Here is a 16085-nt window from a genome sequence, read left to right as displayed (position 1 = left end):
TAACATGTGGCACAGTCTGCGACAGGAACTCCGCCAACTCATTGCAAATAAATGGGATCTGGCGATGGTCACACTGGCGCCATTATTTGTTATTCTCCTGTTTACCAGCATGTTTTCTGCCGGTAAAGCTGAACATTTGCCTATAGCCGTGATTGATCAGGATCACAGCGACCTGAGTCGCAGCATTGAAAACCGTATAAATCTCAATCATAGCCTGAGCGTTTATCGTATCTCGGAAAATCAGCAAGAAATCGAACAACTGCTCAATGCCACAAAAATTTGGGGTTATATTCATATTCCCGCAGGTGCAGAAAACCGTCTGGTTAATGCACAGGATGCACAAATCAGCATTGCCTATAATCAATCTTTCTTTAGTATCGGCAATACTATTTCCAGTGCCATGATGACCTCTGCAATCGGTGGTATGGCAGAATTTGGTGGAGAAAATTATCTAGAACAAACCATTCCTTATCTTAATATTCCAACACCACACATCAAAATATCTGTACTCTACAATCCTGATATGAGTTATGAATTCTATCTGGAACCGTTTGTGGTGATGGCAGTATTACATCTATTGTTATGTTGCTGCGTTGCGTTCAGTACAGGCCAATTACTCACAGCCACCGCAAAATCCTCAGTATGGGTCACAATTTTTTCAAAAAGTTTATTGTACTGCGGGATATTTTTATTCTGGACATGGCTATGGATGTTCTGGTTAGTAGAAATTCGTGGCTGGTTTATTGCAGGTCAACTTAGTCTGATTTTATTAGGACAATTTTTATTGTATCTGGCCTATGCGTTACTGGCAATTTTATTGGTCATGGCCACAAAAAATCTAAGTAAAACTTTTGGCATCATTGCTGTTTATGGTGGATCTTCCCTTAGTTTTGCAGGCGTCACCTTACCTTTGAATAATGCACCACTGTTTACCAAATTCTGGGCCAATATTATTCCCTATACAGCATACGCCAAATTGCAAACCGAACAATGGGTCGTGGGCAGTCCATTATGGGTTTCCTTACAACCTTTGGCATTATTAGTCATTTATGTCCTGCTCTATGCTGCACTGGCTGCATTTTTTCTCAAAAAATACTGGAAAACCAATCTAAAGGAGGGACAATCGTGAAACATACCCTCCGACAATTTTTTCAGTATTATCTACAAACTTTTCAAAATATTGTCAAAAATCACTCTATTCTTACAACACTGATTTTATCGGTATTTCTATATAGTTTCTTTTATCCTACAGCCTATCAGGGGCAACAAGCCGAAGCTGTCCCTTTGGTGATTGTCGATCAGGAACAAAGTGTTCTGACTAATACCATCATTACCGAAATACAAAAAAGTCCGGATATTCAAATTCAAGGTATTAGCAGTAATTTTATTGAAGCCGAATATCTAGTACAGACACAACAAGCCGATGCCATTTTATTATTGCCTGATCATCTAAGCCAAAGTATTCGAAGAGGAGATACCGGAGGTATCGGACTGTATCTCAGTACAGCAAACTTTTTAAAAACCAAACAAATCGGGCTTGGGTTAGTACAATCCATTGAGCAAACCCTGACAGATTATAGTGAACAATTTACTCAGCGCACACATTTTCAACCAGATTTATCTGTCCATCAAATTCCCTTATTTAATACCCTTTCAGGCTATGGCAGCTACGTCTTTCCTGCGGTTGCTCCAGTGATTATTCACCAGACCTTATTATTGGGAATTTGTATGTTAGTTGCCGGTTATCGACAACGCTTATGGCATCCAACAATCACTGAATTTTTGGCATTTTATGCAGCCATGTTGACCATCGGCTGTCTGGGGTGTTTTTATCTTTTTGGCTTTACCTTTTGGCTTTATGATTATCCACGAGGTGGTAACTTCTGGGGAATGTTATTGGCCGTACCTATTTTTGTCAGTTGTGTGATTAGTCTGGCAATTCTGATTGCAAGCTATCTGGATCGGCCAGAACGTGCAGGTCATGTTATTGTATTTAGCTCAATTCCTTTATTTTTAATGAGTGGTGCTGCATGGCCACATGCTGCCATGCCTGAATGGTTACAGTTTTTTGTACAAATTTTTCCATCTACACATGGTGTACAATTATTTATTCAGTTAAATCAGATGGGCGCGCATTTTAGTGAAACAGGCTTTAAATTATATTACCTGATTGCAATCACGGTACTATGTGGCTGGTTAGCTTGGCGCAGATTAAGATCCTGATTTTAGCTTGGATTGATATTTTTCTAAATATTGTGTTATAAAAATGATCTATTGACACTTTTAAGTATTTGTTGACATTTTTTGTCAAAACACAAACCCCAAAATACTTCATCTCATTGTTATTTATAAATAAAATAATGTGGCACAAAGTTTGCTGACTATATCATTTTGGAAGATAAATATGAACAATAAAGGTTTTACTTTAATAGAAATAATGGTTGTAATTGCAATTATTGGTATTTTAGCAGCGATTGCAATTCCTGCTTATCAAACATATCTCGTTAGAACAAGAATTTCTCAAGCGATTAATTTTTTAGATGCATGTAAAGCAGAATATACTGAATATTTTTCATCCAATGGTCAAATTCCATCGTCTATTAGTAATTTACCAGCATGTGTAATTGATAATAATACGGGCGTTCAATATATCCAAAAAGTAACCAATTCTTCTGCTCAAGGACGTATCAATGCTTATTTGAAATCTGATGTTGTTCCAGGTTTTATCTATGACTCCAATGATGCCATTATTTCTTTAAGCCTAACAAAAAATGATGGAAAAAGTTTATTTACAAATGTATCTGACGTTGAAAATTATGATTTTAATGGTTCATATCAATGGGCTTGTTATATACAAACTAGTAACACCAGTGATAGGACAAATCTATTAAGATATATGCCATCTACTTGTAGACATTATGTAAGTAGTAATGTTGTTCAATAACAATCATATAGCGTATTTCTTGATAAATTTTATTAAATGTTTTTATCACTGAACACTATCATTCTTTGAAATTTTTCATTAATTAAACCTAAATAACAAGAAGGTCATAAAGTGACATTTATTGTCACTTTTACTCATATTTCTAACAAAAAACTTACAAAGCACAAATTAAAATATTAGATAAGTTATTGATTTTTATAAATATTTCTAATTGGCATAGTTTATGCTAACAGATACATAAGTAAACACACTTCATTTCTGGAGATAAAGAATGAACGCTCAAAAAGGTTTTACCTTAATTGAATTAATGATCGTTGTAGCGATTATCGGTATTTTGGCAGCAATTGCGATTCCTGCTTATCAAAACTATACAAAACGTGCTCACGTTTCTGAAGGTTTAAGCTTGGCCAGTGGAGCTAAGGCTGCGGTAACTGAATATTACTCATCTAAAGGTGAATGGCCAAGTAGCACAGGTAATACTGATGCTGGTTTAGCTAGTGCTTCAAGTATTACAGGTAATGCTGTTAAATCGGTTGCTGTAAATGCATCAAGAATCACTATTACTTATAATACTAAAGTTACAAATAACGCAACTTTAATTTTACAAGGTTCTGCTAGTCAAGGTGGCTCTGTAACTTGGACATGTGAAGCTGGTTCTACATTAGATGCAAAATATTTACCAGCAAATTGTCGTTAATCAGATTTAATATCTAAAGAAAGCACCTTTGGGTGCTTTCTTTATTTTATAAATTTTGGAAGCAATAAATGTGATAAAAAGAAATTATTTTATTGGGTTAGTTATTATCTTATTAATGACATTTTTTATATATTACCAAGGATTAAAGGGAAATTATGTTTTTGATGATCCTGCAAATATTTTAGATAATAAAGCACTTGCAATAAATACTTTAAATTTTGAAAATCTTAGAGCTGCATTTTACTCTGGTGATGCTGGCCCACTCGGTCGCCCAATCAGTATGCTTTCTTTTGCACTAAACCATTATTTTACAGGCTTTGACCCATTTTATTTTAAAATTACAAATTTAGTTATTCATTTAATTAATGGTATTTTAATTTATATATTTAGTTTACAGATATTTAATTGGTTAGCAATTAGCAGAACAAATATCAAAAAAAATACAACATTGATGGCACTTGCTATAGCAAGTATCTGGTTAGTACACCCTATTAATCTCACCAGCATCCTATATGTTGTACAGAGAATGACTAGCTTATCCACATTATTTGGTTTTTTAGCGATTGTTTTTTATTGTTCGTGGCGTATAAAAAATTCAACCATTTCTTTTAGTGTAATTTCATGGTTAGGAATTGTTTTATCTTTAACTGCTTCAATATTTAGTAAAGAATCTGGTCTACTCTTTATTGGCTTAATTTATTGGATAGAACTACTGATTTTCCAAGGTAAAAACTTACAGCAACAGGATATCAAATTAGGTAAATTCAAATTAATTCAGTATTTATGGGTGGGTGTTATTCTTGGATTTATTCTCCTCATCTATATTGCTGTACCCTATATTTCAACATCAATCTCAGGTAACCGTGACTTTAATACCATTGAGCGATTACTAACCGAATCCAGGGTTATTTTTTATTATTTAAAGCTTATCTTTTTTCCATTACTATCAGATTTAAGTTTATACCATGATGATTTTATTATTTCATCATCATTTACACATCCAATTACAACATTATGGTCTATTCTTGGCTTAATCATTATTAGCTTAATTAGTCTAATCATAGCAAAAAGATTTCCTTTAATTTTGTTCGCATGGGGTTGGTATGTTATTAGTCAACTGATGGAATCAACTTTTATTAGCTTAGAATTAGTCCATGAACATCGTAATTATTTTGGTACCATTGGTTTTATTCTTGCGGCTGTATTCTATACTACACAAATTTCATCCCAAAAAATCAAATTGACCATATACTTTTTTGGATTAGTTTATTTTTGTAATCTTTCATTTACAACTTGGCAACGTGCTAATTTATGGTCAAATCTGGTTGATCAAGGCTTATATGAAGCAACCATGCATCCACAATCTGATCGGGCAAATTATCAGATGGCGAGGGTATTTATGCAACTGATGCAAAATGAACCTGATAAAAAAACTTACTATGCAGAACAAGCATGGAAATACCTAGAACTAGCAAAAAGAAGTTATAAACCTGGCAATGGAGCATGGTTTGCAGAGTTACACTTAGCATCTTATCTCAATCAACCTATATCTAATCGAGTTGTAGATGAGCTTGTCTATAATTTACAACATCATCCATTTTATAATAGTAATCTTAGTTTTTTAAGCGCTTTTGCAAATTGTCAAATTGAAGGTGATTGTCATGTTGAACACAATCAAGCTGTTCGTATAATTTCAGCAAGTCTGGAAAATTCCAAAACAAGCCCTGATATTCAAGCTGAACTTTATAAATTACTGGCTCAATATTTTGTATCTGTTGCTCATGATTTCCAAAAAGGTGAAGAATTCATGCAAGATGCTATAAAATTAAAACAGGATACCAATGGTTATTTAATATTTGCTCAAATCTATCGTCTTCAGCATAAATTTACTGAAGCACAGCAACAACTAAACCTAGCAATAAAGTCTGATACAAAAGGCATCTGGCATCAAGAAATTTTGATTGAACAACGTAATATTCGTAATGCAGAATCAACACAAAAAGGTACATAATGAAAATCAGTGTCGTTCTTCCTGCCAAAAATGAGTCAGCCGCAATTGGTCAAACCATTGCTCAAATTCAGGCTTTACAGCTTATAGATGAAATTATTGTTGTTAATGATGGTTCGACTGATTCCACCAAAGAAGTTGCAGAACATGCTGGTGCAATTGTGGTCACGCATCCCTACTCTAAAGGTAATGGTGCAGCCATCAAAACAGGCGCCAGAACTGCAACAGGTAATATTATTATTTTTATGGATGCAGATGGACAACATGATCCAAATGACATTCCTCGTTTATTAGAAAAAATAGAACAAGGTTATGATCTGGTTGTTGGTGCAAGACAAAGAGGATCTCAGGCCAGCCTTGGACGTGGTGTAGCTAATGGATTATATAATGGTTTGGCAACCTATATGACTGAACAAAAAGTAGAAGACCTAACTTCGGGTTTTCGTGCCGTACAGGCTGATAAATTTCGGGAATTTTTATATTTACTGCCAAATGGTTTTTCTTACCCGACAACGAGTACGATGGCATTCTTTCGAGCGGGTTACTCAGTTACTTATGTACCTATTCATGCAGCTAAGCGTATTGGTAAAAGCCACATTAAACCACTTAAAGATGGAATCCGCTTCTTTCTAATTATTTTTAAGATTGCAACCCTGTTCTCTCCTCTCAAAATGTTTTTACCTATTGCTGTTTTATTATTTTTAATAGCAACTGGCTGGTATGGTTATACATTGTACAGCTATAATCGTTTTACCAATATGAGTGCATTACTCTATACAGGTAGTATTATGATTTTTTTAATGGGCTTGATTTCAGAACAAGTTACGGCGTTGATGTATAAGGATAATAAATAGAGATTAGGTATGTTGACAACAGTAAAACAGCTTTGGCACATCCTTACGCCACTGGACAAACGCAAGTTATTATTAACGCTTGTTCTAGTTATGATAATGGCACTGATTGAAGCGGCAGGTGTTGTTTCCATTATGCCTTTTTTGGCTGTTTTATCTAACCCAAAAATTATTGAAAGCAATACAATTTTATATCAACTGTATCAATTTTTTTCTGTTAAAAATACCCAACAATTTATTTTATATCTTGGTAGTTTATCCTTACTTATAGTTGTAATCTCTACAGCATTTAAAATTTTAACACAATACACTTTAAACCGATTTGCCAGTTTACAACGCCATTATTTTTCTACACGTCTTCTTAAAATTTATTTAAATCAAAATTACGAGTTTTTTATTCAACGTAATAGCTCTGTACTTATAAAAAATATTTTATCAGAAGTGGATCAATTGATCTGGACAATGATTTTACCTGCTCTAAACCTAATGTCTTATGGTGTAGTATTAATTGCCATGATTGCAATATTGCTCATCTATGATCCTATTATGGCAATTTCTACGGCATGTATACTTGGTGGATTCTATTTTATTATTTACTGGATTGTACGAAAAAAACTGGATCAGATTGGAGCAAGTTTTACCGAAGCAAATACCGAACGCTATCAATCTTGTCAGGAAGCTTTAGGTGGAATTAAAGATGTAATTATCAATGATGCCACACAAGGATATATTGATAATTTTGAATATTATTCCCGTATTTTTGCCAATCATATTGCAACACGAGATACGCTAGGACAAATTCCTTTATATATCATTGAAACTGTGGGCTATGGATGCCTGATCATTTTGGCGATAGTATTAGTTATGTCGGGTAAAGATGTTTCGCATATTTTACCTATTTTGGGCTTATATGGTTTTGCAGCATATAGAATGCTACCTGCTGCACAAAATATGTATCGAGCGATTACACAAATAAAGTTTTCAAATAAAGTTTTATCACTACTTACGCCTGAATTTGCATTAGAGTCTAGGTCGGATGATTTAGATGATAGTCCAACAAAAACTGCTTTAAACTTTAAAAATAAGATTGTGATTAAAAATCTATGTTTTAGCTATCCAAACCGAGCAGATAAAGCCGTACTTAGTCATTTGAATTTTGAAATTGCAAAGAATAGTAGTATCGGCATTATTGGTAAAAGTGGCAGTGGCAAAAGTACCTTGATGGATATTATGCTGGGTCTATTAACACCTCAGACAGGCGAAATACTAATCGACAATATTACACTGAATAAAGAAAACATTGCATCTTGGCAACATTTGGTTGGTTATGTGCCACAAAGTATTTACCTTGCAGATAAAAGTATTTCTGAAAATATTGCTTTTGGAATACCTAAAGATCAGATAGATTTCAAACAGGTGGCGTTTGTGGCAAAACACGCACAAATTCATGAGTTTGTGACGCAACAACTCCCTCAAGGCTATGATACAATCGTTGGGGAACGTGGTGTCATGCTTTCTGGTGGACAACGACAACGAATCGGGATCGCTAGAGCTTTATATAAAAATCCACAGATATTATTTATGGATGAGGCAACCAGTGCATTGGATGTAGAAACAGAACAAGCGGTAAATGAAGCAATACAGGCTTTAAGTGGGCAAAAGACTATGGTCATTATTGCGCATCGGGAAAGTGCTGTGGCAAAGTGTGATCGAATATTAAAGCTGGGAGAGTAAAATTGTGTTAAAAAATAATATGCGTTGGGGCATAATCGGATTACAGATTTTATCTTAATTAATTGAGGATAATTATTAAATGTCTGACATAGATTTTGTTGTGACTTGGTTAGATAGCAATGATCCAGAGTGGCAAGAGCAATACTATCTTAATAAAAACAAAGATAAAAATATAAGTTCTCACGCTGTGAATGATGCTAGATTCAGAGATTGGGATAATTTTCACTTTTGGTTTAGGGCAGTTGAAAAATATTGCCCATGGGTACGTAAAATCCATCTGGTCACTTCTGGTCACTACCCAAAATGGTTAAATATTAACCACAAAAAATTAAGCTTAGTAAAGCATGTGGATATTATCCCAAGAGATTTTTTGCCAACTTTTAACTCTCAAGTTATTGGGATTCATTTACACAATATAAATGATCTTGCTGAAAAATTTGTTTATTTTAATGATGATGTATTTATTAATAAAGATATTTCTCCTGATTATTTTTTTAAAAATGGCTTACCCTGTGATCAATTATTGATGGAACCATTATATTCTGTAGGTAATAAAAATCCATGGTCTATAGTAAGGCACACTTGTGCGAGTATTATAAACAACCATTTTAATAAAAAAGAAATAATGTATAAGAATATTTCAAAAATATTTAATATAAATTATAGACTAATTGATAATTTTAAAAACATGCTTCAACTTCCATATGAAAATTTTTCTGCATTTCATGATTATCACTTATCTGCACCAATGTTAAAGAATATTTTTAATAATGTGTGGGAAAAAGAAAATGAATTTTTAACAAGTATGTCTGCACATAAATTTAGAGGTGAAGGTGAAGTCAATACATATTTATTTCGTTATTGGAGTTTAGCTGAGGGAAGATTTTATCCAGTCAACAAACATCATCGTGGATATTTTTATAATATTGACTTAAATAATATTGATCAAATAGCCAAAGTCCTTTTAAATGAAGATGTGAATGAGATATGTATTAATGATCATGAAAATTTAGAGAATTTTATTATCTTAAAAATGAGGTTAACTACAGCTTTTCTAGAAAAGTTTCCATCAATGAGCTCTTTTGAGAAAGTAATATGAAAAATATCTCTATAGATCATATTCCAAAAACTATTCATCAAACTTATCACTCAACTGTATTGCCTGTTGAAATTAAACGTATAGTAGAAAGGTTAAAATTAAAAAACCCTGACTGGGAATATAAATTTTATGATGACAATCAATGCTCACTTTATATTCTAAAAAATTATGGTAAAGAAATGCTTAATTTATATAATTTGATTAATCCATCTTATGGTGCTGCTAAAGCAGATTTCTTTCGTTACTTACTATTATATAAAGAAGGAGGAATTTATCTTGATATAAAAAGCTCTTGTGAAATTCCTCTGTCTGAACTAATTAAACCCGAAGATGAATTTTTTATTTCAAATTGGCCAAATGAAAATGGAGAATTTAAAAGAGCGGGGTTAAAAATTGAATTACGGCATATCCCCTATGGGGAATATCAACAATGGTATATTATTACAAAACCAAATTCCCCTTTTTTAAAAGCTGTTATAGATCATGTAATATACAATATAAAACACTATAACCCATGGAAACATAGTGTTGCAAAACGTGGGGTCCTCAAACTCACTGGTCCAATCGTATACACATTAGCAATTCATCCGTTAAGACCTAATTTTTCACACCGATACGCTCGGTCACATCAGATTTTTTCATTAGAATATACACTATTAAAGAATAATTCAGATCATATAAAAATTATGAGAAATCACTACAGCCTAATTTCAGAGCCCATTATCCTACCAAGAACAAATTATGAAATATTTTCATATAAAACTTTCATTATATTTAGATTCTGTTTTTTATTTTTTTATTATTTTATATATAAAATTTTTTTCAAAAATCCTACTAATAAGCTAACTCCTAAAGAAGAACTCACTGCATTAATACATAATTTAAAAAATTTTTAATATTAACACTTCTCAATGTTTTTCATTAAGTAGCAATTTATAAATTTTAATATAGTTTTCAATCATATTATTCATATTGAATTGTGTTTGGATTCGGGCACTAGAATTTCTTGAGAGGGTCAATTGTAGTTGTTTATCTGACTGTAATTTTTTAATGTTTACAACAAAGCTATGCACATCATCTTTTTTACAGAGTAGACCCGACAGATTATGTTCAACTAATTCTGGTAATGCAGAACTGTTAGCAACAACTACTGGTAACCCACAAGCCATCGCTTCAGCAACAACTAATCCAAAACCTTCTAATCGAGTGGGAAATAATAAAGCATCAGCATCTTGATAAGCTTTAGCCATTTCTAAAGGATAATTTAAACGTGGCAAAGCATACATATTTTTAGGTAGATTATAGGAGGCATCTTCACGATTACCAGTATAATATAGCTCAAAATCTGCGCCAAGCTGTTGCATAATCTCAGGAAGTAAATCAAAGCCTTTCCGTTTAGAATGGTTTCCTGCAAATAAAATACGAAAAGGCCTTTTAGCCTTTGGTATTTGAGAGGGTGTAAAAATTTCTGTATCTATACCATTATAAATAACACCTACATTATTAATATTAAAAAAAGAAATTACTTGCTTGGCAGTATAATGGCTAACAGCAATCACTTTATTTGCCTGCTTGATATTGTGGCGTTCAATTGGTGTAATCCATAATTGATGATAAATTTTTTGTGCCATAGATTTGTAAGGTAGCAAAGCTTTATCTTGTACACAAAGATGGACATTAGTAATAATAGGAATATTATCAGGTAAAAATTTTGGATGTAACCAAGAATTAATATGTACAATATTAGCCCAGTCTGGTTTTTGAGGTTTATGTACTAGCCAAGGTAAATATTCAGCATGATGTGGTAACCAACTAATTTCAGCAAGCACACCCTGTTTATTTAATCCATTAACTAGCTGTTCAGTAAATACATCCGAACCACTTCCTGTACGAATAGTGGGAAACCATATTGCTGGCTTAGTCACGAATACTCCTTTACAATCTAATTTATGATATTTTTTAATTTATTAGCTAAATTATACCACGCAAAACCTTCTGCAAAAGCCTTACATTTTTCTGGTTTAATCTGTTCTGGATTTTCAAGTAATTCAATAATTTGTGCTGTTAATTGCTCATAATTATCTAATTCGACTAGATAACCTGATACATCCGATTTAACAGCATCTATAATTCCTCCTGTAGCAAATGCAATAGTAGGTGTACTATGTGCAGCCGCTTCAATTGCCACCATCCCAAAACCTTCTGGATCTTTTGGAATATGTTTTACAGGAAATACATGTATATCAGCTAAATAATAAAAACTTGATAAAATATTATCGTCATTAATATTGCCAATAAAAATTATATTATGCTCAACTTGATGAAATTTTGCGGTAGATAAAATTAACTCTTTTGATTGTAGATTTTTGTTTAAAGATTGGCTTGGAGTATCGCCAATAATCACTAAAATTGTATTAGGTATTGCTTTTACAATCTTAGAAAAGCTTAAATCAATAAATTCATTTAAACCCTTACGTTCTGTTAAACGTCCAACAGAAATAAGAATTTTCTTATCATGTAACTGATATTTATTTTTTAATTCTTCGATAAGTTCAATATCTTGTGGTTTTGCTGGATAACTTACACCGGGATGAACAATACTTAACTTATTTTTATCAACTTTTTTATTTATACAAATTTGGTAAGTAGGTATGCTATTAGCGATAATCTGGTTTGCAGAGCGAATACATGGAATCCAGAATAAATTGTAAAGTTTATTATCAGTTGCAATATCTAATCCGTGAATATATACAATACTTTTTATTCTAAAAATTTTGGCAAGAATGACGGCAATCGGAGCTGTCAAACCACTTCCTGCAAAGAGGATATTAGGCCGTTTTATTAAGCATATCCAGAATGCCTTTAAAAACGATACAATTAAAAACAATGGCAATGGTGATAAGGGAGCAATATAAAATTTCGCATCTTTAGGTGCTTGTTTTCTTGCTTCTTTATGACTAACAATACTTACTTGATGTATTTTTGAAAGTTCATCTGCAATATGCCAGTTTAATCGCTCCATACCTCCGACTAAGGGGGGAAGATTTCGAGTAATAATTAATATTGATTTATTATTCTTCATACAATCTTATATCTTTCCATATTCCAAAAATAAACAATGTAATTATTCTCAAGTAGAATAAACAAAAACTTAGTTATCTTAATGTAAAAGGTACATCATTTTAATAAAAAAATCATCGAATTTAAGACAATAGCTTAAATATCTTAATAATTACAATAAAATATTATATATACTAGAAGAATTAGTTTTGTAGTAACATCCGTTTTAAACTACAATAACTTCGGCAAATCAGACAATTCATTACCTTTAGGATCTGCTTGATTATCAGCGTAAAAAGTTGCCAATTTTTCACCGATTTGTTCAATTCCAAAGCACAAGCCGTCTACATATTGCTGCTGTTTAAAGTACGGCAGCATCTTCTGACAAATTTCATCCCAGCAAGTGGCATGAACAGCCTGATGAATTCCTCGGTCAGCAACCAGTTCTAATTTTTTCTCACACAAATTGATATAAATCAAAATTCCACTGTTAAATTCGGTATCCCAAACCCGATATTCGGCAAATAATTGTTCTGCCCGTTGTCGCACGTTGGTATCCAGTGCAATCAAGCTTGGTAAGCTACCTTCAATAATGATCTGAATTTCCCCACGATGACCATTCTCTGCCGCAGCAATGGCTGTTGCAATTTGCTGACATTGCGCTGCATTGAGTAAGCGTTTAGAGGATTTAAAACAAAATACATGTTTAAGCCAGCGAGTCAAACTAAGCTGATGTGTATCTATTGTATTTTTGCTTGCAAATACAGTTTGCGAGTCTGTCTGATTTACCATGATCCTGAAGCTCCTCCCCCACCAAAGCCACCACCGCCGCCACTGTATCCACCACCCCCACCAAAGCCGCCACCGGAGCCACCTCGACCACCACCGCCACTGGCAATTGCTTGTAGAATTAGTTGTGCAATAGAGCTAATAATTAACAAAAATAATCCGCCACCAATGAGCAAGCTCATTCCCAATCCCACACCACTGATCACGCCTGCGGCAATACCGGCAGCACCCGCACCAATTGACGCAATTTTTCGACCAACAAAGAGTGAAGCAATCACAGCAATGATGAGAATGGCAATCGAATATTTCATCATATTCGACACTGCTTGCTGATGGGCATGTGCCTGATTTTGTCGTTCTTTTAAAACATCTGCCTGTTGTTTGGCAATTTCCGGATCAAGACTCAGTATTCGATCTATTTCTTTTAGCCCTGTTTGCAAGCCCTGTGCATACTGATTTTGTTTAAAATATGGTGTAATTTGATTTTGAATAATTTGATAATTCACAATATCCGGAAGTACGCCTTCCAGACCATAACCAGTGAGAATCTGTATTCTACGGTCATTCACGGCAACCACGATTAATAACCCATTGTCATGCTTGGCAGTACCCAGTTTCCATTGATCTGCAATGTGCATGGCATAATCAAAAATATCCTGCTGTCCAGTGGTCGGTACAATCACTATGCCGATTTGGGCTTTACCAGCATCATAAATGGTTTTAATTTGCTGGCTAAGCTGTTGGTTCTGTTCTGTACTTAAAACATGTGTTGGATCAATTATGGGAGCATTGAGTGCCGGCAATTGCACGACAGCAGATTGATCACTGCTGGCAGCAGTGACCGATGCAGTACTTTGCGTATCAACGGAAGCAGAGACATTGGTCTGTTCTTTTGCCACCGTGGATGGGTTATTTTGTTGCTGCTGTTTTAGAATTTGTCGGGCAATCACGACATCATCCGACTGATCGCCTTGTGCAGATGCTGTTTCCGCATAAGAAAATGTACACAGGATGGACAGAAATACTATTGGAAACAAAAATACTGATCTCAGTATTTGTTTCAAATATGGTTTTAAATCTTGTAGATAATGCCGCATCCATCCTCTCCTCAACAGTGAAACCTTAGAAATTTACTGTTGGGGCTTTTTCTGCACCAGTTTCGGCACTAAAGTTTGGTTTTGGTTTCATACCGATCACTTTGGCGGTCATTACTTGTGGGAATTGACGTACATAGCTATTGTAATCCTGCACTGTCTGGATATAACGGTTACGTGCTACAGCGATACGATTTTCTGTACCTTCAAGCTGTACCTGTAAGGCCTGAAATTGTTGATTGGCTTTCAAATCAGGATAGTTTTCGGATACTGCAATCAATCGGGATAAGGCGCCTGTCAATTGACTTTGTGCTTGTTGATATTTTTCAAATAATGCTGGATCTTCCAGAACTTGTTGATCAACTTTCAATCCAGCAACATTAGAACGCGCCTGAGTGACTTCAGTCAGTACCTGTTCTTCATGTTTGGCATAGCCTTTGACCACGTTGACCAGATTAGGGACTAAATCGGCCCGACGCTGATATTGGTTCTGTACTTCTGACCATGCCCCGTCAACGGCTTCATCCTTAACTTGCATGGTATTATAGCCACAACCGGTAAGGTTTAAGGTCACGACCACTGTTGCCGCCACTAAAGTTTTATTGAATACATTCATATACGCTCTACCTAATTTTGATTATCTTTTATGCTATAGCATGCATTGTAATACGATTAAAGTAATGCTTGTTTTTCATTTTGTATAGTAAAATACTTATAATTGCTAAATATAAGAAAATTTTGTGATGCTTTACACAAAAAAACTTTTTCTCTTTATGATAAGTTGAGTAGCGCTTAGCAAGATATTTCAAAAAATAATTGCAAACTTACCAAAAGGTAAGTACTTACATTTCTATATTTTTGCTCTTATGCTAAAGATCATAGTGAAAACATATACACGATCAGATTTTATGAGCAACTTATGAAAAGAATTTTAGGTATTATCGGTCTTATGGCCGCAATGATCAGTGTGGCAGATGCCGCTCCGTTAAGTTATAAAATTTATAATCCACAGGAAAATGCAATTTTTCCGGTATCATCGACGTTGATCATGGGAGATCGAAATGCTGTTCTTGTAGATGCCCAGTTTAATACCAAAGATGCAAATAAGCTGGTTCAAATCATCAAAGACAGTGGTAAAAACCTACAGTACATCATTATTACTGCGGGTGATCCTGATTTTTATTTTGGTTTAGAGCCGATCATATCTGCTTTTCCCAATGCAAAAGTAATCGCAACGCCGAAAGTTGTAGAGCATATTCAAGCGACTAAAGATGCCAAACAGGCATATTGGTTTCCTCAGTTAAAAGATGGCGCCCCATCAAAAATTTATGTACCAACTGTTTATAAAACATCATCCCTTACTTTGGATGGTCAACGTATTGAGTTTAAGGCAAACAATCGTTACGCAGCTTATTTATGGGTACCTAGCAGTAAAGTCATTGTTGGTGGTGTGGGAATATCTTCAGGAATTCATGTCTGGACAGCAGATACGCAATCATTTGCTGCTCGTCAGCAGTGGCAAAATACCCTCAAAGAAATGATAAATTTAAAGCCTAAAGTCGTGATTCCGGGACATTATATTGGTGATATCCCTACAGCGACACAAGCTATTCATTTTACCTCAAACTATTTAAATGACTTTGAACATGCGTTGAAACAATCGAATAATGCACAACAAGTCATTGAAAATATGCAAAGTAAATATTCATTATTATCAGAAAAAGACGCACTGATCCTCAGTGCCAAAGTCAATATGCAAGAAATGCAATGGGAATAAAAAATAACCCGCAATTCAGTTTGCGGGTTATT

General features: G+C 34.1%; 15 protein-coding genes and 1 pseudogene. 11 read left to right on the top strand and 5 right to left on the bottom strand.

Annotation, left to right across the window (positions count from 1 at the left end; genetic code table 11):
- Window positions 1-4: 4 nt before the first annotated feature.
- From F4V57_RS08805 to F4V57_RS08765, 10 genes and pseudogenes are all read left to right on the top strand, one after another.
- Window positions 5-1129 (top strand): ABC transporter permease, encoded by a 1125-nt coding sequence (locus F4V57_RS08805; protein ID WP_070070734.1) that lies wholly within the window; start codon window positions 5-7, stop codon window positions 1127-1129.
- On the top strand, window positions 1126-2223 hold the full coding sequence (locus F4V57_RS08800) for an ABC transporter permease (protein ID WP_406564531.1): 1098 nt from the start codon (window positions 1126-1128) through the stop codon (window positions 2221-2223). The genes F4V57_RS08805 and F4V57_RS08800 overlap by 4 nt, the downstream gene beginning before the upstream one ends.
- 181 nt (window positions 2224-2404) lie before the next feature.
- A pseudogene (locus F4V57_RS15110) lies at window positions 2405-2501 on the top strand (prepilin-type N-terminal cleavage/methylation domain-containing protein); the annotation flags it as partial.
- Complete coding sequence (locus F4V57_RS08795; protein ID WP_407642996.1) at window positions 2474-2944, top strand: pilin; 471 nt, start codon at window positions 2474-2476, stop codon at window positions 2942-2944. The pseudogene F4V57_RS15110 and the gene F4V57_RS08795, both read left to right, overlap by 28 nt.
- Before the next feature lie 271 nt (window positions 2945-3215).
- Window positions 3216-3641 (top strand): pilin, encoded by a 426-nt coding sequence (locus F4V57_RS08790; RefSeq protein WP_070070628.1) that lies wholly within the window; start codon window positions 3216-3218, stop codon window positions 3639-3641.
- Window positions 3642-3756: 115 nt separating this feature from the next.
- Window positions 3757-5652, top strand: a complete 1896-nt coding sequence (locus F4V57_RS08785; RefSeq protein ID WP_070070629.1) for a hypothetical protein — start codon at window positions 3757-3759, stop codon at window positions 5650-5652.
- Complete coding sequence (locus F4V57_RS08780; protein WP_070070630.1) at window positions 5652-6503, top strand: glycosyltransferase family 2 protein; 852 nt, start codon at window positions 5652-5654, stop codon at window positions 6501-6503. Before F4V57_RS08785 ends, F4V57_RS08780 begins: the two co-directional genes overlap by 1 nt.
- A gap of 9 nt (window positions 6504-6512) precedes the next feature.
- Entirely contained in the window at window positions 6513-8234 is a 1722-nt protein-coding gene (locus F4V57_RS08775; RefSeq protein WP_070070631.1) for an ABC transporter ATP-binding protein, read from the top strand.
- 79 nt (window positions 8235-8313) lie between these two features.
- Window positions 8314-9333, top strand: coding sequence for a hypothetical protein (locus F4V57_RS08770; RefSeq protein ID WP_070070632.1), 1020 nt, complete (start codon window positions 8314-8316; stop codon window positions 9331-9333).
- Window positions 9330-10229, top strand: coding sequence for a glycosyltransferase family 32 protein (locus tag F4V57_RS08765; RefSeq protein WP_150330550.1), 900 nt, complete (start codon window positions 9330-9332; stop codon window positions 10227-10229). The genes F4V57_RS08770 and F4V57_RS08765 overlap by 4 nt, the downstream gene beginning before the upstream one ends.
- A gap of 12 nt (window positions 10230-10241) precedes the next feature.
- Here F4V57_RS08765 and F4V57_RS08760 read toward each other — a convergent pair whose 3' ends face one another.
- From F4V57_RS08760 to F4V57_RS08740, 5 genes are all read right to left on the bottom strand, one after another.
- Window positions 10242-11258, bottom strand: coding sequence for a glycosyltransferase family 4 protein (locus F4V57_RS08760; RefSeq protein ID WP_081409260.1), 1017 nt, complete (start codon window positions 11256-11258; stop codon window positions 10242-10244).
- Window positions 11259-11275: 17 nt separating this feature from the next.
- The gene (locus F4V57_RS08755) at window positions 11276-12415 is read right to left on the bottom strand and encodes a glycosyltransferase family 4 protein (protein WP_070070634.1); all 1140 of its coding nucleotides are present in this window, start codon (window positions 12413-12415) and stop codon (window positions 11276-11278) included.
- A gap of 209 nt (window positions 12416-12624) precedes the next feature.
- Window positions 12625-13185: a TPM domain-containing protein gene (locus F4V57_RS08750; RefSeq protein ID WP_070070635.1), complete on the bottom strand. Its 561-nt coding sequence runs from the start codon at window positions 13183-13185 to the stop codon at window positions 12625-12627.
- Window positions 13179-14279, bottom strand: a complete 1101-nt coding sequence (locus tag F4V57_RS08745; protein WP_070070636.1) for a TPM domain-containing protein — start codon at window positions 14277-14279, stop codon at window positions 13179-13181. The genes F4V57_RS08750 and F4V57_RS08745 overlap by 7 nt, the downstream gene beginning before the upstream one ends.
- Before the next feature lie 25 nt (window positions 14280-14304).
- The gene (locus tag F4V57_RS08740; RefSeq protein WP_070070637.1) at window positions 14305-14892 is read right to left on the bottom strand and encodes a LemA family protein; all 588 of its coding nucleotides are present in this window, start codon (window positions 14890-14892) and stop codon (window positions 14305-14307) included.
- A gap of 303 nt (window positions 14893-15195) precedes the next feature.
- On the opposite strand from F4V57_RS08740, the gene F4V57_RS08735 reads away from it, so the two are divergent.
- Window positions 15196-16053: an MBL fold metallo-hydrolase gene (locus tag F4V57_RS08735; protein ID WP_070070638.1), complete on the top strand. Its 858-nt coding sequence runs from the start codon at window positions 15196-15198 to the stop codon at window positions 16051-16053.
- Window positions 16054-16085 lie beyond the last annotated feature (32 nt).

This window comes from Acinetobacter qingfengensis (assembly GCF_008693185.1).
Lineage (GTDB): Bacteria > Pseudomonadota > Gammaproteobacteria > Pseudomonadales > Moraxellaceae > Acinetobacter > Acinetobacter qingfengensis.
This window is presented reverse-complemented; position numbering and strand designations above follow the sequence as displayed.